Annotated in this window: 14 protein-coding genes; 1 reads left to right on the top strand and 13 read right to left on the bottom strand. The window is 48.8% G+C overall.

Going from position 1 to position 21,325, the window contains the following annotated elements:
* Positions 1-34 precede the first annotated feature (34 nt).
* Complete coding sequence (locus BSPA111_RS21440; RefSeq protein ID WP_183273170.1) at positions 35-9,685, top strand: autotransporter outer membrane beta-barrel domain-containing protein; 9,651 nt, start codon at positions 35-37, stop codon at positions 9,683-9,685.
* Between the two features lie 145 nt (positions 9,686-9,830).
* On the opposite strand, the gene BSPA111_RS21435 is transcribed toward BSPA111_RS21440, so the two are convergent.
* The 13 genes from BSPA111_RS21435 to BSPA111_RS21375 form a co-directional block, all read right to left on the bottom strand.
* Positions 9,831-10,349 carry a hypothetical protein gene (locus BSPA111_RS21435; protein WP_183273169.1) on the bottom strand — a complete coding sequence of 173 codons (519 nt, stop codon included), beginning with the start codon at positions 10,347-10,349 and terminating at the stop codon, positions 9,831-9,833.
* A 330-nt stretch (positions 10,350-10,679) separates the two neighbouring features.
* Positions 10,680-11,159: an SEL1-like repeat protein gene (locus BSPA111_RS21430; RefSeq protein WP_183273168.1), complete on the bottom strand. Its 480-nt coding sequence runs from the start codon at positions 11,157-11,159 to the stop codon at positions 10,680-10,682.
* 110 nt (positions 11,160-11,269) lie between these two features.
* Positions 11,270-12,853, bottom strand: a complete 1,584-nt coding sequence (locus BSPA111_RS21425; protein WP_183273167.1) for a DUF4384 domain-containing protein — start codon at positions 12,851-12,853, stop codon at positions 11,270-11,272.
* A gap of 18 nt (positions 12,854-12,871) precedes the next feature.
* Positions 12,872-13,198, bottom strand: a complete 327-nt coding sequence (locus BSPA111_RS21420; RefSeq protein ID WP_183273166.1) for a hypothetical protein — start codon at positions 13,196-13,198, stop codon at positions 12,872-12,874.
* A 53-nt stretch (positions 13,199-13,251) separates the two neighbouring features.
* Positions 13,252-13,518 (bottom strand): hypothetical protein, encoded by a 267-nt coding sequence (locus BSPA111_RS21415; RefSeq protein WP_221200578.1) that lies wholly within the window; start codon positions 13,516-13,518, stop codon positions 13,252-13,254.
* A gap of 60 nt (positions 13,519-13,578) precedes the next feature.
* On the bottom strand, positions 13,579-13,866 hold the full coding sequence (locus BSPA111_RS21410) for a hypothetical protein (protein ID WP_183273164.1): 288 nt from the start codon (positions 13,864-13,866) through the stop codon (positions 13,579-13,581).
* A 995-nt stretch (positions 13,867-14,861) separates the two neighbouring features.
* Positions 14,862-15,212 carry a C40 family peptidase gene (locus tag BSPA111_RS21405; RefSeq protein WP_255459318.1) on the bottom strand — a complete coding sequence of 117 codons (351 nt, stop codon included), beginning with the start codon at positions 15,210-15,212 and terminating at the stop codon, positions 14,862-14,864.
* A 505-nt stretch (positions 15,213-15,717) separates the two neighbouring features.
* Positions 15,718-15,957, bottom strand: coding sequence for a hypothetical protein (locus BSPA111_RS21400; RefSeq protein ID WP_183273162.1), 240 nt, complete (start codon positions 15,955-15,957; stop codon positions 15,718-15,720).
* A gap of 94 nt (positions 15,958-16,051) precedes the next feature.
* Positions 16,052-16,291: a hypothetical protein gene (locus tag BSPA111_RS21395; RefSeq protein WP_183273161.1), complete on the bottom strand. Its 240-nt coding sequence runs from the start codon at positions 16,289-16,291 to the stop codon at positions 16,052-16,054.
* 96 nt (positions 16,292-16,387) lie between these two features.
* Positions 16,388-16,633 carry a hypothetical protein gene (locus BSPA111_RS21390; protein WP_183273160.1) on the bottom strand — a complete coding sequence of 82 codons (246 nt, stop codon included), beginning with the start codon at positions 16,631-16,633 and terminating at the stop codon, positions 16,388-16,390.
* A gap of 97 nt (positions 16,634-16,730) precedes the next feature.
* Positions 16,731-18,092, bottom strand: coding sequence for an efflux transporter outer membrane subunit (locus tag BSPA111_RS21385; RefSeq protein ID WP_183273159.1), 1,362 nt, complete (start codon positions 18,090-18,092; stop codon positions 16,731-16,733).
* Positions 18,089-20,044 (bottom strand): ABC transporter permease, encoded by a 1,956-nt coding sequence (locus tag BSPA111_RS21380; protein WP_183273158.1) that lies wholly within the window; start codon positions 20,042-20,044, stop codon positions 18,089-18,091. The genes BSPA111_RS21385 and BSPA111_RS21380 overlap by 4 nt, the downstream gene beginning before the upstream one ends.
* A complete protein-coding gene (locus tag BSPA111_RS21375; protein ID WP_373925648.1) occupies positions 20,031-21,236 on the bottom strand; it encodes an efflux RND transporter periplasmic adaptor subunit in 1,206 nt (401 codons plus the stop codon). Before BSPA111_RS21375 ends, BSPA111_RS21380 begins: the two co-directional genes overlap by 14 nt.
* Positions 21,237-21,325 lie beyond the last annotated feature (89 nt).

Genomic DNA, 21,325 nt, shown 5'->3' with positions numbered 1-21,325 from the left:
ATAACAGTATTGATTCGCGTCAGGAGCTCTGGATATGAACCGTATTTATCGTCTCGTATGGAACGAGAGCCAACAGGCGCTCGTTGTGGCTTCAGAAACCACCAAAAGCCGTAAGAAAGGCCGGGGTAAAGTGCGCCATGCGGTCGCCTTAAGCGTTTCGCTATTAATGGCCGCTCCGGTTTACGCAGATGAAGTCAATTGGTCGACGGCATACCCTTCCTATTTATTCCCACCTCTGGTGAATTACGATCAGGTCAGGGAAACGGGGATCGCCTTTACCATTGATAACAATACCGCCACGGCCAACCATTATGCGACAGGCACCACGCTGGATATTCTGGGCCCTATTCCACAAATCGCACCGGGTGTGAACGGCAGTGCGACGCAGGTGTTAGTCAGGGATGCCCTTGCCGATAGCGGTGGCCCGGAAGCCGGGCGCATTACCACGATTGTCGCCACGGATTCGCAGGGCAATACCACGCCAATCACCTCGGCCAACATTGATACTTTCAGCTACTCCACAAACCCTTCTACCCCGCAACAAAACCAGGAGCTCAACGTTGAGGTGCCGGGCCTTGAAGGAAGTTTTTCGGTGATTAAAGTCTATGATTCAGGGACTTTTGCAGCGCCTGGGACGTCGCTGGTCGGCGATCTTTCACTCAACGTTTACGATCCCAACTCTTTCCGCATTTATAACAACTTTGGTATTGCGGCGGTCACCGACGTAGGCGGCATAGCCAATATTAATATCGGCGATGACACCAACGGCACGACCCCTATTGCCGCACCGACAAATACCATTGAGCTGCTGGCAAAAAACTCGATTCTTGCTCAGGCATCAGCAACAGGCACACCAACCAGCAGCACGAACTGGATCTCTGATAACTACATTCATTTTGTCCCCGCAGCGGTTATCTCTCCCGATATCTCGGGATTGCAGGCCGTGAGTTCGGAGTACAGTGACAGTATTACGCTGCCGAATTATATCCAGGTTGGGCCACAGGTTATTTTGGATCCCCTCCAACCCTCAATTACCTTCACGATTAATTCCGCTCAGGATATTGCCACCGTCAACGACTTTTTACTGGGCCAGGGGGCGTATGCGGGTCGACAAAGCCAGGTTCAGCTTTGGTTAACCGGCGGAGTACAACTCCCGCCTGAATTCGGCAGTATCGTTATTGATTCCAGCACCATCGCTCAAAATACTTACAACGGCATCATTGAAGAGTTGCTGGGCGATGAGCAACAGAACCGCGTTAACTTGTCTTACCATGTCTGGAATGACCAACTGGCGCATACCAATAACGCCACTCTCTCCACAGGCGATCTGAATGTCATCTACGCCACGGGTGCCAACGCCTCCGGTACCGTGACCGCACAAGGCAGCCTGGGGGTTGACGGCGCGTCAGCCGTGATGCGTGGCGATAACAACGCCGTCCTGACCAACAACGGCGCGATTAATGCCTGGAGCAGCAGCGGGTCCAGCCCGACGGCTATTGCTATGAAGGTCACTGACGCCACCGCGTTGAACACCGGAACGATAAACGCAGGCCTGTTTATTGAAAAAGATGAGACAAATCAGAATGTCCATAACCAGGGCAGCATCGGTATTCAGGGTCTGGGAGCCAGTACGGTAAACAACGAGGGATTTATCAACATCGCATTGACCGACGGCAGTTCAGCCAGCGCTGTTGGCCTTCAGGCGCGAGGAACCACATCGGCAACCAGTAGCGGCACCATTGCCTTAACAGGTAACAGTTTTAACGCCGATGGGCGAGCGTCCGGTTATGCCGTGGATATTGGCGATGCCGCAACCTTTACCAACGAGGCTTCCGGAAATATTTTTATTGGCAGCACGCCCATTACCGCAACCAAAGTTTATACGCCGGTCTTAATGGTGGGCGGACAGGCGCAATCGGCGGGTATTGTGACCAGCAGCACCGGGAACGTCACCAACGACGGCACCATTACGCTCGGCGCGCAAACCCGCAATGCAGTCGGGATGCTGGTTAACGGCGCAACAGGCCAGGTCACCAACAACGGCATCATTAATGTGTTTGGGCAACTGGCGGGCGGGGCCGCTGCGCCTAACTATGGGCTTTCCGTTATTGATACCCAAAATGTCACCAATAACGGGTTCATTAACGTGTTTGGTGATAACAATGCCGCCATCAGTATTCTGGCCTCCACTCAGGCTGCCACCGCCGTTTCTACAAACACCGGGATAATAACCGTTGGGGCTGCCGGAGACGCAGGCGGCTCCGATAACAACCCACTGACCTACCGTAATTACGCGGTCTATGCCGAGGGGCTAAAAGGTATCCAGGCCACCGCGAATATTGATTCAACGATGAATCTCCTCGCCGCGGGTGCCATTGGCGCTCATGCCCGTGGTAGCGCCACGATTAACGTTGGCGCTAATGCTGCGTTGAATTTTAATAACAGCGACCAGATTGGCTATTACGCCTACGGACAAGCCGCTCAGATAAACCTCGCCAATGCGGTCATTGATGATAACGGCCAGACGCACGCGTTCCTGTTTCTTATCGACCACGGTGCCACTTTCGACGGCGATAGCGGCACGTCGGCGGGTGCTTATCAACTCACCCTGACGGGCGATCGCTCCATTGGGGTGTTTGCGCATGGTCTGGACGATGGCCCGGATGGGCAAGTCGGTACTGGCGACGATGTGCTCACAACCCTCAATACCGGTGCGGCAACCATCAACGTGAATGGTGAAAATGCGGTTGGCGTAAAAGTGACCGGCGGCGCACAAGGCACGATCAACGACGGCGGGATCATCCTCAGCCACGACAATACGACAGGCGTCGTCATTGACGGGCGTGTTTACACCATTGATGGAAACGTCAGCAACGCAGGTGACGCGCGTAGCACGCTGGTCAACTCAGATGTCGCCATCACCACCAGTGCCGCACAAAGCGGCATTACCGGTTATGACGTGTCTTACAAAGGCCAGGCCACGCTCAACGGTGCGGGCATTAATCTGAATGGCGATAACAGCACCGGCCTGCGGTTGCATGACGGCGGTATCGGTATTAATAACGCGCCAATTAGCGTTTCAGGCGCTAACAATATCGGCGTCCATATTCAGAACCAGGGCACGCTGACTAACACCGGGGCTATTACGGTGAGCGGCGCTCCCGGCAGTGGCAATGTGGGCGTGAAGGTTCAGGGCGCGGGCGCTCAGGTGACACAGTTGGGTAGTGTCACCGCCAATGGAGGACTTGCCGCCGTTCAGCTTATCGATAACGGCGCAACGCTTGCCATCAGCGGTGCAGGCAACCACATCACCGCCAGCGGTGGCGCGGACGGTATCCGTATGGATGCGGGTGCGGCGTCCCTCACTGCCAGCAATACGGTGATTGATATTTCTGGTTCGGGCGCGGGCATCAACAACAACGCTTCCACCTCAAACATTAACCTGAATACCGTGACGATTAACGCCTCAGACGGGCCAGCCATTCGCACCGCCGTGACGTTTAACGCCGAAGGGACAGGAAACATTCTCAACGTTTCTGGCAGCGGTGCAGGTTTTGCGTTTGAACAGGCCGATGGCAGTAATACCACCGGCGATCTCAGCATCGGTACGGGCTACACGATATTTGTACCCGGAACGACAGGAGCCAACGGCAACGGTATTCTGGCAAAAACCAACGGCTCCGTGACGTCCAGCGCCAATATCACCATGGGGGCAAACAGCGGCTCGGCAATCTCAGCCATTGATGCCAGCGCCGTCACTAACGGTGGGAACATCCAAACCACCAGCGACGTGAACAGCAGCGTGCGTGCAGACAACGCCTCATCGTTTACCAACACCGGCACGATTAATTCCACCAGCACCGCAAACACCCAGGCACTGGTGCGCGTGAACGGTGCCGCTTCAGCGCGCACTATTTTGAACAGCGGGACGATTACCGATAGCAGCCAGAATTCAGTGGCCATCGACGCCAGTGGAGCCGCCAATAACACCATCACCAACCAGGGGACGCTGAGTGCTGCCAGCAACACGGCAACCGCCATTTTAAGCGGCAGCGGTAACGATCTGATTACCCTTAACGGTGGCGCGACGCTCGGCCTGATTGCCGCAGGCAGCGGTACAGATACGTTCACCTGGAACAGCGGCACCTTTGACGGCGCGGTAGATTTTACCGGGGCCGATGGCAACGATAAGGCGCTGATTGGCAATGTCGATTTAGGCAACACGCGCCATATCCTGAGCGAGGGCGGCACCAATAATCAGCTCTCGCTCACCGATACACATCTGTGGAACGGCGGCGCAGGCCCGGCATTAATTGGCACGCTGGCGGCGGATAACGTTCTCACCGCAACCAACATCGGCACTGGCTGGAGCACACTTTCAATCAACGGTACACAAGGTCATGTACGCGTAGTCAATGACCTTGTGCTTTCCGGAACGCCATCGATTAGCGTGACGGGCGGAGCCAGACTGCGCACCGGCGACAACGCGGTGACGGTCAATAACGCCACCATCAATAATTACAACGTCAACATTGACGGCCTGGAAAGCCGCATTGTTTTCGATGGAACGTCAGCCGCTCAAGTGTACTCCGGCATTGTCAGCGGAACGGGTCAGTTGAATCGCGCAACCGGCGGCACCACGATTCTGACCGGTGAAAACAGCTATACCGGCGATACGATTATCGATGCTGGCGGCACCTTACAATTGGGTGTGGGGGGTGCCGAAGGCGCACTTTCCCCAGCCACTGACATTATTGATAACGGCATTCTGATCATTAACCAATCTGATGTCGTCAACCTCGGCGGTGTGATTATCGGCACGGGCGCATTCCATCAGGATGGCACCGGCGTCACCCGTTTGACGGGTGCCAACAGCTACACCGGCGTGACACAGGTAAATGCGGGTACGCTGCTGGTCAACGGCAATCAGTCGGCCGCAATAGGTGATACGACCGTTGCAGGAACATTAGGCGGTACAGGGATTATCGGCGGTAACGTCATCTTTACCGGCTCGACCCTGGCACCCGGCGACGGCGGCGCAGGCACGCTGACGATTAATGGCAACCTGACGCTTGCCCCTACCACCAACAACCAGTTTGAGCTGGGGGAGCGTTTTGTACCCGGCGGTACTTTAAACGACCTGGTGAATGTGGGCGGCAATCTGACCCTGGATGGCGACCTGAACGTCACCACGTCGGCGGGCGGGATATTCGCACCGGGCGTCTATCGCTTGTTTAACTACAATGGCTCACTCATCAACAACGGGCTGAGTATTGTGTCGCTGCCCCCGAACAACTCCGCTATTTATAATGTCCAGGTGACGCTACCCAACCAGGTTAACTTAGTCTTAGGCTTTGCGCCGGATACCACGAATCTCCAGTTCTGGGATGGGGATGCCGCGGCAAACCACGGCCCGACAGGTATTGAAGGGAATAGCGTGGTTAACGGTGGGAATGGGATATGGAGCGCAAGCGCAGGCGTCAATGACAATAAATGGACGCTTTCCGATGGTATCGGTAACGCACCGTGGCAGCAGCAGGCATTTGCTATTTTCCAGGGTGATGCGGGCACGGTTGTGGTCAGCAATGCCAATGGCCCGGTGGTGACTTCCGGTATGCAATTTGATACCGATGGCTATTTGCTGACGGGCGGCACGCTGGATATGGCCCGCAGCATTAGCCAAATCCCGACGACGGTCTATGCATCTCAAGGCGAAACGCCGGCGAATGCCTTTTTTGCTATCCGAGTCGGGGCTGGCGGTGCCGGTGCTGACGTGACCACCACCATTAATACCACCCTGCATCAGCCCAGCCCGTCAGAGATACTCAAGCTGATTAAACTCGACCCTGGCCGCTTAATTCTGACCGGTAATAACGATTATGAGGGTGGCACAGTCATTTACGATGGCACACTTAACGTGTCCTCCGACGCCAACCTCGGTCTTGCGGGCACGTCGATTCTGGTTAACAACAATTCCACGCTACAAATCGGTGCGGACTACGCCACCGCGCGGCCAATATTCCTGAGTGCGACCGGCGGCGGGCAGTTCGACCTGTTCGGCCACACCTTTACTCCAACGCTGATTGGCGGTGATGGCGGGCTGACCGTGCTGGACTCATCAGCGGGAACCGATGCCAGTAATCTGGAGCTCAATAACGCCAATACTTATCAAGGCACCACCACCATCACCGGTAAAAATGGCACCGCTGACGTGAACGTCAACGCCAATATCACCGGGGCACTTGGCCCGGCGGCAAGCGTGCTGACGGTCAACAACCAGGCGACGTTGAATTTCAATAACAGTGCATCGGCACAGACGCATACCGTCAACCTCGACAATTCAACGCTGAACTTCAATAGCAGTGCGACGGCGGAAGGCAGCGTGATTAACGCGGCAAACGGTGCCGATGTTAATTTCGCAAGCTCCGCCAACGGCGGCAATTCAGCCATTACGCTGGCGGCAGGCACATCGCTTAACCTGAGTGATACGGCTAACGCCGGTTCTGCGACCGTCGCGAATAGCGGTCTGGTGACTTTCGCCGGCAATGCGCAGGCGCAGAATGCGAAAATCGCGAACAACACGGGCGGCGTGGTGAATATCGCCAGTTCCACCAGTGGTACCACGGTCGGCTCGCTCTCAGGTGCCGGGAACGTTGAGCTGGGCGCACAAACGCTGAGCGAGGGTTCGCTTAACCTGAGCGATATCATCAGCGGCGTGATTTCGGGCGCGAACGGCGGACTGACCAAAATCGGCAGCGGCACATTAACGCTGACTGGCGATAACACCTGGACCGGCAATACTTCCGTGCAGCAAGGCGTATTACTGGTGAACGGTAATCAACAAGCGGCAACCGGGGATGTTACCGTTGATGCCCTTTCCACTCTCGGCGGCGCGGGAACATCAGGCGGCAAAGTCACCGTGGCAGATAACGCGCATCTTGCCGCGGGTGCAGACCTGGCAAGCGTCGGCGTGTTCACGCTTGGCGGTTTGACGCTGGGTAACAATGCTCAGGTCGATTTCCAGTTCGGCCAGGCGTTTACACCGGGCGGCACGCTTAACGATCTGATTAATATTAACGGCGATCTTAACCTCGACGGTAAGCTCAACATCACCCAAACGCCGGGCGGCACCTTCAATGTGGGGCTTTACCGCGTGTTTAATTACACGGGTAATTTGATTAACAACATTATGGATATCGGCACCGCTCCGGACGCGGCCGACGATTTGTATGTCCAGACGTCGATTGCAGGCCAGGTCAACCTGGTGAACAGAACGGGCGTGGTCCTGCGTTTCTGGGATGGTGACCTTACCGTCTCTAAAAATAACGGTGGAATAGACGGCGGTAACGGCGTATGGCAAAACAGCCGCGGTAACGACAATTGGTCAACCGATGCGACTGACCCGGATGGGCTGTTTAACGCCCCCTTCAGCGACGGCTCGTTTGCAGTATTTGGCGGCGAACAAGGCACCGTTACGGTGGATAACAGCCTGGGTGAAGTGCTGATTAGCGGCGCGCAATTTGCCACAGACGGTTATGTCATCAATGACGGAACGATCACCACCAACACCGCCGACACGTTGATTCGCGTCGGCGATGGCACGGCACCAAGTGCTAACTACACAGCAACCATCAACTCGGTCATCGCGGGCTCGGGCGGGATTGATAAAGCCGACGTGGGGACGTTGCTGCTCAACGGCAATAACACCTACAGCGGCGGCACGACGGTTTCTGGCGGTACGTTACAGGTTTCGCAAGATGCGAACCTGGGCAAGATCGGAACAGGGATTACGCTTAACGGCGGGACGTTCCGTTATGGTGCGGCATTCAATACCGACCGCAATCTTACGGTTGCCGCAAACGGCGGCACACTCGATACCAACGGTAATAACGTGTCGCTGCTCGGCGCAGCTTCCGGTAGCGGCGCACTGACCAAAGCCGGTGCTGGCACGTTAACCCTGACCCAGGACAGCACTTACACGGGTGGCACCACCATCAGCGAAGGGAATCTGCAACTGGGTACCGGCGGCGAACAGGGTAGCGTTATCGGCAATATCGTCGATAACGGCGTACTCCAGGTTAACCGTTCTAATGAGCTTGCACTGACGGGCAATATCTCCGGAACCGGTCAGCTGTGGCAGCAGGGTTCTGGCACCACCGTTTTGGGCGGAACTAACACTTATTCGGGTATCACACTGGTGGAACGCGGCACGTTGCAGGCGCAAGGGGCGAACCGGTTTAGCGCGGCTTCAAGCCATATCGTCAGCAGCGGTGCAACACTGGATACCGGAGGTGAAAACCAGACCGTCAACTCGCTGGTGAACCAGGGCACGGTGAACCTGCGCGGCGGCGATGTCGGCTCTACGCTGACGGTCAACGGCGATTATGTTGGGCTTAACGGCGTGCTGAAAATCGCCGCCCAGCAGCATAGCCCAGGCGTGGCTGACCATCTGGTGATTAACGGTGGCACAGCGACAGGCAAAACGTTACTCGATATCGACGTCAGCCAGTTGGGTGAACAAACCGAAGGCGACGGTATTCTGGTGGTTGACGCAGTCAACGGTGCCACCACCACCGCGCAGACCACCAAAGACGCGTTTACCATTGGCGCGGATCATCTGGAAGCGGGCGCGTGGGAATACCGTCTGTTTGCCGGTAACGGGCTGGGAGAAGGCGAGGACTGGTTCCTGCGCACCTCTTATCGTCCTGAAGTGCCGATCTTCGTGACCATTCCGTCAACGATTCGTCAGGGCGATCTGGCGGTACTTGGCACCCTGCACCAGCGCGTCGGTGACGAACAACCGTGGAATACCAGCGTCACTCAGGATAACGACCAGCGCTTCTGGGCGCGGTATATCGCTCAATCCACCCATCAATCGTTTAATGATGCCACCGCGTCACAAACAGACAGCAATATCAACGGCATGCAGATTGGCTTCGATTTGTACGTCGATGAAAACTGGCGTGCCGGGATGTACACCGCCATTGTGGATAACGACACCAGTATCCAGGGCGCGAACTCTGGCGGCTATGGCACTGCGGGGTACAATTCCACCCTCTCCACTTATGTTGCCGGTTATGCGACATATACTGCACAAAGCGGTTTCTACGTCGACAACGTGTTGCAGTATGGAAACCACAGTATCGACCTGAAAAATGCGCAAAATCGCAACAGCTACAGCCCGGACGGCAACAGCTTTGTGGCCTCGGTCGAGACGGGTTACCCGATTCGATTTGGTGACACCAACTGGGCATTTGAACCGCAGGCGCAGCTCATCTGGCAGCACAGCGATTTCGACAGCGTGATTTTGCAGGGCGACGCCAAAACGCGTGCTTCGGTGGATGCCGACGATGCCATCATCGGGCGTATCGGTGCACGCCTCACGGCGGAATATGAAACCGGCGTCGGCAAAGTCAAACCGTACGTGCGGGTTAACCTGTGGCAACAGCTTTCCGACGGGCAGGATACCGCCACGTTTGAAAACACCACCAATAACGCAGGTAAATCGGTCATTACCGCAGACCAGAAATACAGCACCACTGAAGCCGCCGTTGGCGCAACATGGACCATTTATAAAAACGCCGAAGCCTATACGGAAGTGGGTAAAATGTGGAGCAACGGTGGCAGCGATACCAGCATCAGCAGCGATATCAATGCGTCAATTGGGATGAAAATTCGATTCTGAGGAATGATAAGTCAGATACACAGCGCGTCATCTGACAAAACGCAAAAGCCCCGCAGTTCTTTGAACTACGGGGCTTTTTGCGAAATAATTCAGCTTAAACAAACGGATGACATTTAAACTGCATCACTCCATTTGAAAACCGACGTTATTTTTTCCACTTCAACGCCATCAACGCTTTTTCGCCATCAGCCAGATATTTAGATTCATTTTTTTCAGTCGTGTTAAACGATGCTACTGCCAGTTTGCCGTTTAAGCTGGTAAACATTATGACATTTTTGACGTTTCCATCTGCAGCAGGCGTCGTCATTTTCAACAAAACCACTTTATGACCATCAATGTCCATGTCATTAAAGGTTGGAGAAAGAGGTGCATACTGTTTCTTCATAACATCAGTAAATTTCGGGAGGTCTTTTTCAGAAATAGCCGATGATGTCATGTTGAAAACAAACGCTGCGGTAGTATCCGCAGTAGAGTATGCCTCTGGTGGTGTCTGCACAGGGAATTTAGTCTTGCGCATTTCATCACTCATTTTTGTATAGCCTGCCGGGAGCTCAATATAAGCTTCCCCATCCAGCACTTTAGTGCCTTGAGTCTCAACCTCCGAACACGCGGTGAGAGAAAACATAACCAGCAAAGACACGCCTACAGCTTTAATAAACGACATAACAACACCTAATTTGAAGAAATAAGACAGTTGCTCACTGCATATCTTCAGCGGCAACTGATTAACAGAATAAATGCAAATTATTTTGCTGGAGGGACACCAAGCCCTCCACAATTAAGCAACCCGACACCTGACAATAAAACACCAGGGAATTACTATCGATTTATTTTATTCCACACACAGAGAAAGTCACTGAGAAAGTGTTTTTCATTTTATTAAAAACACATGCACAGAGGGGAATACACCAGGTTGTTTATGACAACACAGAAAATACCATCATGAGTAATCTATCATTCATACAATAAGTTACACCTATATTAATAGATTCATTTATTTATTTTGATCCTCAATTACTTTTCCTTGTGGAGCTTCCTTCTCTTCTTTTGCTTCTGGAATTGAACCGGCAAGCAATAACATCCACTGTGGCGTTACACTACCCTGTTTATCCTTTGGACCTGACAATATTAGCGACATCATTTTTCGAGCCTGATAACTTCCTCCTGCAGCGGCTAACTTATAAAAATAAATAGCCTTGCTATAGTCTGGGGGTACCGAAGACCCCTTATGGTATATCACGGCCAGACGATACGCAGAGGTACTATCCCCTGCTTCTGCTTTTAAAACGAGCATTGAAAGCTTTGCTTTTATTTCACTTGTCGCAGTATCAATAGCATTATTATTTACATCAGTTTTTTTAGTCTCTTCATTTTCATGAGGTTTTTTTTCTTCTTCCTGCAAACCTCCAGAGACATCTTTCCCTGGATTTTTTTCATCTGCATTCAATAAAAAACCGCTGCTCTTCTTGCTCATATTGACACCATCAACAATGACATCAGCATATGAAATGTATGATGTGAATGCGAATGTAGAAATAAAACACCAGCGCCACCTTTGCAACGCACAACTGCACTGGAAAATCATTATTTAACCGTCCAGTTAACTGTACCAAATGTAATTTCCCCAGTGCTTAAACCTTTAAGGGTGTTTTGCAAAGAGATATTATCAAATGCTGCGTTAACCGAAGTGAAATCGGTTTTAAACAGATCGGGTATCTTTTCTTCTGCAAGTTTCTGTGCTGTTGCTGCGCAAAGCACGGATTCTTGCCCCGGTTTAGACATGGTCAACGCAAACAAATCCGCATTATTATTTGGCGGAATTGTATGTAAACGAGAGGCATCAACCTTTGGTGCAGACTGGAAAACTGAAGGATAAATTTTAGTTAACACCCCATTACTATTCTTATAATAGCAGTACAACCAGGCTTCTCTATTTACCTGCACAGAGAATGCAATGTTTTCATTTACTGAATACTCTTTTCTTTCTGGCTGAAGCTCTACATTTATCATTAAGGGGTTAGTTTCATTAGTCTTTGTATCTGGCCAAATATTGTCGTTATCCTTGTTGCGTTTTTCTGAATCATCCCAACCAATGCTTTTAAAACGACCATTGTTATCAATGGTAACGTAATGGCGCATTATTTTTTCATAGGTTTCAAAATTAGGTATTCCAGTAATCACAATACCTTCATCTTTTTGGAAAGTCAGAATAGCTTGTTTAAGATCCTGAGATAAACCTTCCGTTTCACGAGTGGAAAGATACCCTCCGGAGTGCAGCGCATTGGCAAAAAATTCAATTTGCTGGGAGGAGCTCATCTCCCTGTACCAGTCGTGCATTTCACGCTGAAACTCTGGATGTGTCTGATCCAAAGATAAGCACTGCCAATAAGGAACTTCTGCCCATTTGCCAATGACTTCTATCATTCCTAAGTCAACCAATGCACGCGTTGCTGGTCCAACCCCCTGACTATAAGCTGCGCTCAGGCTAAATTGAGTGCCCGCTTTACTGATTCTGCCACCACCATCCAGTGCATCTCCTTTTCCAGCAATCGCCAGTTCATTCGCGGACTCAATACCAGGCAGAATCGTTCGGGTATCAAAATCACCAAGATGGAGTTCAAGGCTGAAATTAGTCGCAATTAAATCGCTTGTCATGCCTAACTCGAAATCGTCGCTTGCAATACCCAGACCGGTTCCCTTAGTCATCACGTTCTGGTCCATGCTCGTTATCGCGCCTGAAACATACAACTTCGGTTTAGGAATATGCATATCGCCACTATTGAGTAGCAAGGTCGTAATGTTTTGCACGGTATCTTGTTTTAATGGATCTGTTTCAAAATCCACAAATTCGAAAGCATGGCTCGAGCGGGACATTTTAGAAAGTGATGTCACAATCATATCTTTTACTGAAACAAATACCTTTCCTGAAGCATCAGGAATTAACTTACTGGTGATGTAGGTAGACGGCACATTGTTCTTCAGTAAAAGTTTATCCATACAAGAAAGACTGTCGTCAAAATTTGAAATTGAGCGCACAGGTTTCATTAATGATTGATTTTCTACCAGGGAAGTTTCAAAAAAAGGAATCTCCCCGCGAGGCGAAGTATTACAACCATTTAATACGAGGCAAACAATGGATGAAAGAACTGTTTTTTTTACAAATGCCATTAGTTATCCTTGGAACTCTTATCCACAGACATTGATTACATTGCCTGTAACGACCACTACGCTTGGCTGCGTTTTAGAATTTCCCAGTGGATGGGGGTAAGAAGGGTCGGGAGCATTCCCTACTGTTGTTGTACAATTCACACCGCTGCCGATGTTATTGCTTGATTTAACCGAATCCTTTGTTTGTTGCTTGACACCAAATCCTACCCACTTTTTTGCTTCAAGCGATTTTACTGTCGCAGCATCTTTAGGATCTAAAGATTTGCGCTGGACGACACTACTTTGTGCGCAAATAACATCACCTGAAATCGCAAGCATAAAAATAAGGGTAATTATTTTTTTCATTTCCATTACCTCTTCGGAATGCCAGCAATTGAATGCTGGCATTGTCAGACAATTTAGTTACCGACGTTGGAACCTAAATGTTGTTCTGCCGTCGAAGCGGCACCCACTACTGAGTTCGCTACTGCGCCCTGAACGGCAATGGTTTGCGTGTTGTTACCTTTAACGGTCACGTTACCCACGTTTGATGCTAATGATTGTTTTGCTTTTGAAGCTGCCCCAACTACGGAGTTCGCGACCGCACCCTGAACGTTTACCGTCTGTTTATTATTTCCCTTAATGGTGACATCTGCTTGTGCAGTCGTTACAACAGCAGCAGTCATTACTAGTCCAGTAAAGATTGATTTAATTAAACTCATGATTCTCTCTTATTAATTGATAAATTATCGATTGTTTATAGAACTGACATTAATTTCAGATTTAGAGCCTTTGCCCTTTGATACATTCACAACTGAACCGCCAATGGAAACGGTTTGCGACACACCGTCCACAGTAACGTTCTGCTTACCATTCCCTAAAACCGAGCCTATGTTCGTTAACGCAACTCCCCCCTGGTTCGCCTCGCTATAGACACTGCCTTTAACAATGACAACCTGAGAAGAATTTGCACCACATATTCCAGAGAATAAAGAAAGGCCAAGCAAAATTACCGTTGCTTTCCGAAACTTCATTTTTTATTCCATCCGCAATTTATTTGGCGGGCCATTTATATAAACATCTTAGCGCTTATGCAAATGGCAGGAATAACGTGGAAGGTAAAATTTAACATAAACGTCACAATCAAGAATAAAATAGTAAGATCAATCAATTACAATTAATTCAATCCACAAAAAAACTTCTTACGTAACAATTCATAACTTCATTTGAAAGTTTTTTTCTTGTTTTTATTTTTTATAAACCCACACTTCTAATAGACATTGCTTAGACCGAAATCACATTAAATTTCATTTATAAATCATAAAATTAACTCCACACTCACTTTCACCTTCACGGTAAACCTCACTCCAGAGTGATTACAAAACAAACAGATATGTTATTTGTTTGTATTGATTACATCAACTTCCCCTTCAATTTTGCTCGTATCAATAAAATACTTTGACAAATAAAAACGCCATTTATAAAGCCAATTTAAATAAGAACTTTCCCGGTTCAATTGCTCATTACATAAACAAATAATTCTATATTTATCCAGATATGATAGAAATCGTGTTCTCCGCAAGAAATCCCATCAAAAAAAACTCTAAACAAGAGATATTTGAGAAATATCGCGTTGCAATATTCATTTTATGTAGAGTTTTAGCAGTCTCTTAATTCCTGACAGAAATAAACTGCCATTTTTCACATCATAAATCTTCGCAGATAGCTCAAGGAGCCACATAGTTAGAGTCCGACAAGAGAATGCGCTGAGAGGAGGAGGGCTTAACGCGTGGTTTGCCTGAAGCCGGAAATAGCTATTGCCAGTTCCGTCCACAAGCAACCCATCAAAAATATCCAGCAAAAAAGTCGTTTCTTTTTCGGGTTAATTACTCATGATACGGATTTTCTTTTTTGGGGACTTTTTTCCCCCTTACAAAATCATCATCGCACTTCTCTCTGAAAGCCCTCACATGATGACCTTTCTCTTTCCATAAAGTGAAGCATACCTAAGACTTTGTCACCGCTTAACTCAGGAAGTAATGCGCTTTGAAAGCTCGTAATGCTCCACCCAGTACGGGTTATCCAGCGAGGAGATGGTTACGCCTTTGCTGCTTGAAGCATGCATAAATTTGCCGTTGCCAACATAAATGCCAACGTGGCGCTGTTGTGGCGTGGTTTTAAAGAACACCAGGTCGCCAATCTTAAGATTCGATTTCTGCACTTCTGTGCCGTGTTTAATTTGTTCTGTTGTGGTTCTCGGCAAACTGATATGCAGCTTTTTAAAAGCCTCGCGAGTGAACGCAGAGCAGTCGATACCCGCCATAGAAGTCCCGCCCCACTTGTACTTAACGCCCTTCCATTTGCTATAGAATTTAGACACTTTGCTCTGGCTGATATCTGAAGGCCTGAGGGTAAGCTCAGCAAAAAGTTCGTTTCTTGGCAGCGGTTCAGCATGAATGTAATGCGCAAAAAAAGGAGAAATGAGAAACATCAAAAACAATACAAATTTAATCAGACGGGAAATCATTCAACAGTACCCAAGTAGTTGGCACTTGCATCTTTATCTAACGGCCCTGTAGTCATAAAAATCTAGAGTGCGAGACAGAAAGCCCCCTCGTATCTGGGTATAACCAGTCATGTGGAGCGATGTAGACAGCGAGCAAATAATAACCACCGCACTACGTTTTTTCCATACACGTAATTAGAAATGAAAATTCTAATTGTTAAAAAGAAAGGGCGTAATTGTTTCCTGGGATGGCCCATGCCTAACCTGGATTTAATGAGCGTCTTTCGGTCTGAAGAATATGAAATTTTTCTCAAAAAAAAACCTTCACGCATGCATGAAGGTTAAGATGTTCGAAGTTATTTAAAGATACTGAGTTATGCTAGCACTTAGTACCAAATAAAATATGCTTACTTTCCAACTTCTTATTACCATTTTTATAATATACAAATCGTTTACATGTAATCGAAAGGAAACCGTTTTGTGTTTTCTTCCATGGCCCATAAATGGTTTTACCACCACCGCCCGCATCAAATGGCATGTTTTGGGCATAGGCAGAACCCGATGCCAGAACACCAAAAATTAACCCAGGGAGAATGACTGACAGAATTTTACTTTTCATTTAAATATCGTCCTTATACTGTTTATATCATTTTATTATCGTGCGATTTCCACTAACTATTGGATTTCGCATCAACGCCATTAAAGGTATTGCCTTAGCATTTAAACCCAATCGGAATCCATTTTTGCTGTTCTTTTTTACTGCCATTTTTATAATAAATAGTACGAAAACAAACGCTGCCGAAAAGCCCCGTGGGAACTTTCCTCCATGGACCATAAATAGTTTTACCACCACCACCCGCATCAAATGGCATGTTTTGGGCATAGGCAGAACCCGATACCAGAACACCAAAAATTAACCCAGGGAGAATGACTGACAGAATTTTATTTTTCATTTAAATATCGTCCTTAATCTAAAGTTATGTTTAACAGATGTGCAAAAGCGTAGTGCCTCAGCACTAATATCTATATCAGCGTTACTATTTAACTATTTAGCAAGATTGCCAAAACCATACATCTTTAATTTGCTGGTGGTGATATTTTCCATTTTTATAATATTCACGATAGCACATGTGTCTTGTTAGGGGGCTGGCTAATTTTATTCTCTCCCACTTAGTCCAACCTGTTTTCCCTCCCGCAGCCCCAGGACCATCAAAAGGCATATTTTGAGCCTGAACCGGTAACGTTGCCCCTAATATCACACCTGATACGAGCAATGATAATAAAACCTTTTTCATTTCAATTTCTTCCTTTAATTTCAATAGAATAAAAATGGTATACAAGACCACCGCACACGTTAATCGGTGATTTACAGTACGGTTCGTTTACTGACTATTACCCTCCTAGCGCTAACCACAGTTTCATCGTCGAATAAAGATAGTTATATTGCAGTTCAGAAAGCGTCGTTTCACTATTCAGCAAGCTGTCCTGTGCATCCAGCCATGTCTGAAATGAAACTTCACCCGCCAAATATTGACTCTTTGTAAGCGACACTCTTTTTTCAGCCAGCAATGATATTTTTTGTTGTTCATTCTTGCGCTGCTGATAACTCAGGCGTGAAGACATTGCGTTATCCACATCCGACAATGCACTGTAAACTTTGGCGCGAAAATTAAGCGCGGCTATTTGTACATCCACACGGGATTGGTCGATGGTGAGTTGGACTTTATTCCACTGCACAAAAGGAAGCGCTAAAGCTCCCCCCACTACGCTTGCAGGGTTAGCAAACCATTGCTGAAACACTGCATTCGCGGCCCCCAGCGAAGCATCAAGAGTCAGAGAAGGATAAAAACTCAGTCTCGCGGCATCCGAGCCTGCAAGAGCCGCACGCAACTGAGACTCCGCTGAGCTGACATCTGGCCTACGTGATATCACTTCCAGCGGCGTTCGTTGCGCCACAGGCACGTTCTGGCTGGTATCCAGCATTTCCCGCTCCGGGCGACGGTCACCCGGTGGACGATTAAAAAGCAGCGCGAGCGCGTTGCGAGTCTCCTCGCGCTGTTGCTGTAAGGTATTAAGTTGATTCTGTCTTTCAATAACCGTCTGATCAGCAAGTAAGACGTCAAGCTGTGTGACATCACCGGCGTTATAACGTGAAGTGGTTATTTTGACAGTGTCTTGAGCAATCGCTATTCCCTGCTCTTGCAATTTAATTTGCTGATTTAAATTGGCAATCTGCCAATAATACTGTGCGGTATTCCCTATTAGGGTTAGTGCAATTTCTTGCCTGTCTTGCTCTGACGCCTTAGCTTCCCATTCAGCTTGTTCGCGAATTCGGGCTAATTTCCCCCACAGGTCTGGTTCATAACTCAGTGCCAGTGATGTGTTGAATGATTTATTCGACGCCGTGTTGTCATTGAGGTTTTTATTATTATTAACCGTGCTGCTCAGCGTGAAATCAGGAGCCTGGTTGGTGTTGGTTAAACCCGCCTGCAATCTCGCTTTTTGTAACTGCAATCCTGCTTTCGCAAGATCATTATTACTGGTCAGTGCTTGTTCGATAAGCATTGATAGTTGATGATCGTTAAAATTGTTCCACCAGTGAAGATTATTTTTCAGATAGGCAGAACCTGTCACCTCAGCTCGCCATTGAGAAGGAATAGATATCACTGGTTTCTGATAGTCACTTTTTACCCAGGCGCCACAGCCGGTGAGTAAAATAATAAAGAAAAGCGGGAGTTTAATGATTTGCTTCATTCGCGTGCTAATGCCTCTGTAGGTTGAAGAGCAGAGGCACTTCGGGCAGGGAAAAAGCCGAAGCACAGCCCAATGATTGCAGAAGTACCGCAAGCCAGGACCAGAGGTTGCCATGTGAACAATAACTTAATGCTGTCGCTGAGCCCGTTAACGATCAACCCAATAATCAAAGAGAGCCCTATTCCCAGCATTCCACCAATAAGACATATCACCACAGCTTCAATCAGAAACTGGCGCATAATATCGGCAGGTCTGGCACCAACGGAGAGGCGAATACCTATTTCATGAGTACGCTCTATGACAGACACCAACATTATATTCATCACCCCCACGCCTCCCACCAGAAGCGATATTCCTGCAATCGCAGCAATAAAGCGGGCCATGGAATCTGAAGCATCCTGGATAGTTTTTGTCATTTGGTCGTTGGTCAGGGTAAAAAAATCCTTCTGCCCATGAGACTGAATTAATAGCCGTTCAATACTGCCCTGAATCTGTTTAAGTGACTCACGTTCGCCAGCACGAACAAGAATTGACTCGATGGTTATTTCGCCAGAGAGGCGCTCAATAAGCGATGTGTAAGGCATCCATGCAGACAAATTGCCACCAGACCAGGACGTTGTGTTCTGGGAAGCAACACCTGCAACTCTAAATGGAACACCCGATAGTTGAATTATCTGACCGACGGGATTCTCCTGCCGTGCAAATAAAGTTCTGCGGGTTTCAGCATCTATAATCACCAGCGATTCACGCGCTGCAATATCTTGCCGGGTAAAGTTACTGCCCGCGGAAAAATGCATCCCCTGAACACGGAAATAACTATTACTGACGCCAGAAAGCTGAACAGGAACCTGTTTTCCGTTACGGGATATCTCAGTGACTTTGCTCACAACAGGCGAAAGGCTATCAACATACCGCTGTCTGGCTAATAGCTTTACATCCGCGAGGGTAAGCGAGTTTTCAAAATCCGGACGCGGGTTATCCCACCCCAGACCCGGTCTTATTTCCAGGGTGCTGCTCCCCAACTGGCTTATCTGCTGGAGAATATCTTTCTGCGCTCCCTTGCCTAAGGCAATTGAGGAAACAACGGAAGAAATACCGATGATAATGCCCAGCATCGAGAGAAAGGTACGCAGGCGATGGCCCAATAAAGAGTGCAGTGCGCCACGTATCGTTTCACCCAGATTGTGCCAGGCTTTTGGCCGAGCGATGGATTGCGTAATCGGTAATGCCGACGTTATGGGAGTGCGGACGGCATGACGTTCCGATGGCGAATTGATAACGCTTCCGTCACTGATTTCGATAATCCGCTGCGCCTGATTCGCGATTGCGCGATCGTGGGTAACGATAATAATGGTGCGGCCGTCCTGGTGTAATGAATGCAGGATGTCCATCAACGCCTTGCCGTTAGTGCTGTCCAGTGCCCCAGTGGGTTCATCCGCAAGGATAATGTCTGCATCATTCATTAATGCGCGGGCGATACTCACCCGCTGCTGCTGCCCACCGGAGAGTTGCGCAGGTTTGTGATGAAGCCTCTCTTCCAACCCAAGTCGCGCTAATAAAGTACGTGCTCTTTGGTTACGTTCGGCTACAGGCAAGTCTGTATACAGTGCCGGCATGGCAACGTTTTCTGCGGCAGTGAGATACGGTATCAAATGATAACGCTGAAAAATAAAGCCAACGTGCTGGCTGCGTAATTGCGCAAGCTGCTCAGGAGTGGCTGATGGGGTGGCTACGTTACCGAGCTTCATCTCCCCTGATGTCGGCTTGTCCAGACAACCAATAATATTCATCAACGTGGATTTACCAGACCCGGAAGCACCGATAATTGCCACCATCTCCCCGCGCTGGATAGAGAGCGATACCTCTTTTAAAACCGTGATTTTCTCAGTACCTGAGGAGAAACAGCGGGAGATATTTTTAAGCTCGATGGCAATATCATTACGGGTATTCATGCTGTTCACTCTCAGTGTCTGGAACAGGCATCACAATTTCATCACCTTCGGATAAACCCTGTTTCACTTCCGCGTACTCGCCGTTGTTAATCCCGGTCACGATTTCGCGCGGTTCTATTTTTTCATCCACCCTGACGTTAACCACATAGTGATCCGGGCTTTTGGGTTCACCCAACGCATCCGCCGAGATCCTGACAACGTCTTTGGCCTGCGCCGTGATAATAAAAACTTGTGCCGTCATTGAGCTGCGCAATAGGCGAGCCTGATTCGCCACATTGAATTCTGCGGTGTAATAGACGGCTGAACTGGATGGGTTTTGTGAGCCTGGCTGATCATTTTCGATCAATGCAGCAAGTGGAGCTTCCTGAATTTCGCCCATTACGCTGTCAAAACGTTGGCTGGGATTCGCTGCGACATAAAACCATAGAGGCTGACCTGCATGAACTTTCAAAATGTCTGTTTCTGAAACAGAGGCATGAACCGTCATGGTATCGACATCAGCCAGGACTAAAATAGTTGGCGCAATCTGTGATGAAACAATGGTTTGCCCTTCTTTGGTGACAATCCCCAATACCTCTCCTGAAATAGGGGCGGTGATTTGGGTGTAACCCACATTGGCTTTGGCTGTATCTAATGCGGTTTGAGCCTGGACGATGAGTGCCTCATTAACTTTAAGCTGGGCAACTTGAATATCGAATTGTGCCTGGGCATCTTCCAGATTGCTTTTAATACCGGAACCATCGCTGTCTAACGCCAATTGCCGCGTTAAAGCCTGCCGCTTTTGCTTTAATAAGGCCTGTGCGCTTTGCATCTGCGCCCTGGCGCTTTGCAATTCAGCTTCCGATTTCTGAAGTTCATTTTGCTGCAAGGTTGGGTCTATTTCAGCGAGCAGTTGACCCTTTACCACTCGGTCACCTGTTTTGACATGTAGTTTTTTTAGCTGACCGCTGACTTGAGCTCCCACGCTCACCTGTACAGAAGGTTTGAGTACACCGCTTGCCAGTACCGTTTTTTCAATGTCGCCTTTATCGATAGTTCTGGCTAACACTGGCATAGGGTTATCTCTATTGAAGAAACACACGACAGTGATAATAAAAATTAACAGCGCACAGCCTGACACCCACACTCTTTTTCTTTTTTTTAGCAAGGCTGAAGCGTTTATTTTTTCTTTTCCCTCCTCATGAATGTTCATTTGCATGCAACTCTCTAAGCTTCAAAATGTGACAATCACATGTTTGTGCATGCGATGCGGAATATGGCACTGCTCTTAATCCACAGCAC

The organism is Buttiauxella sp. A111 (assembly GCF_014189855.1).
GTDB classification, from domain to species: Bacteria; Pseudomonadota; Gammaproteobacteria; order Enterobacterales; family Enterobacteriaceae; genus Buttiauxella; species Buttiauxella selenatireducens.
Note: the sequence above shows the minus strand (reverse complement) of the source record. Positions and strands in the feature narration are given on the sequence as shown.

Coding starts and splice junctions, on each gene's coding strand:
- BSPA111_RS21440 (WP_183273170.1), top strand. CDS start 35: ATGAACCGTATTTATCGTCTCGTATGGAACGAGAGCCAACAGGCGCTC.
- BSPA111_RS21435 (WP_183273169.1), bottom strand. CDS start 10,349: ATGTCGTTTATTAAAGCTGTAGGCGTGTCTTTGCTGGTTATGTTTTCT.
- BSPA111_RS21430 (WP_183273168.1), bottom strand. CDS start 11,159: ATGAGCAAGAAGAGCAGCGGTTTTTTATTGAATGCAGATGAAAAAAAT.
- BSPA111_RS21425 (WP_183273167.1), bottom strand. CDS start 12,853: ATGGCATTTGTAAAAAAAACAGTTCTTTCATCCATTGTTTGCCTCGTA.
- BSPA111_RS21420 (WP_183273166.1), bottom strand. CDS start 13,198: ATGAAAAAAATAATTACCCTTATTTTTATGCTTGCGATTTCAGGTGAT.
- BSPA111_RS21415 (WP_221200578.1), bottom strand. CDS start 13,518: ATGACTGCTGCTGTTGTAACGACTGCACAAGCAGATGTCACCATTAAG.
- BSPA111_RS21410 (WP_183273164.1), bottom strand. CDS start 13,866: ATGAAGTTTCGGAAAGCAACGGTAATTTTGCTTGGCCTTTCTTTATTC.
- BSPA111_RS21400 (WP_183273162.1), bottom strand. CDS start 15,957: ATGAAAAGTAAAATTCTGTCAGTCATTCTCCCTGGGTTAATTTTTGGT.
- BSPA111_RS21395 (WP_183273161.1), bottom strand. CDS start 16,291: ATGAAAAATAAAATTCTGTCAGTCATTCTCCCTGGGTTAATTTTTGGT.
- BSPA111_RS21390 (WP_183273160.1), bottom strand. CDS start 16,633: ATGAAAAAGGTTTTATTATCATTGCTCGTATCAGGTGTGATATTAGGG.
- BSPA111_RS21385 (WP_183273159.1), bottom strand. CDS start 18,092: ATGAAGCAAATCATTAAACTCCCGCTTTTCTTTATTATTTTACTCACC.
- BSPA111_RS21380 (WP_183273158.1), bottom strand. CDS start 20,044: ATGAATACCCGTAATGATATTGCCATCGAGCTTAAAAATATCTCCCGC.
- BSPA111_RS21375 (WP_373925648.1), bottom strand. CDS start 21,236: ATGAACATTCATGAGGAGGGAAAAGAAAAAATAAACGCTTCAGCCTTG.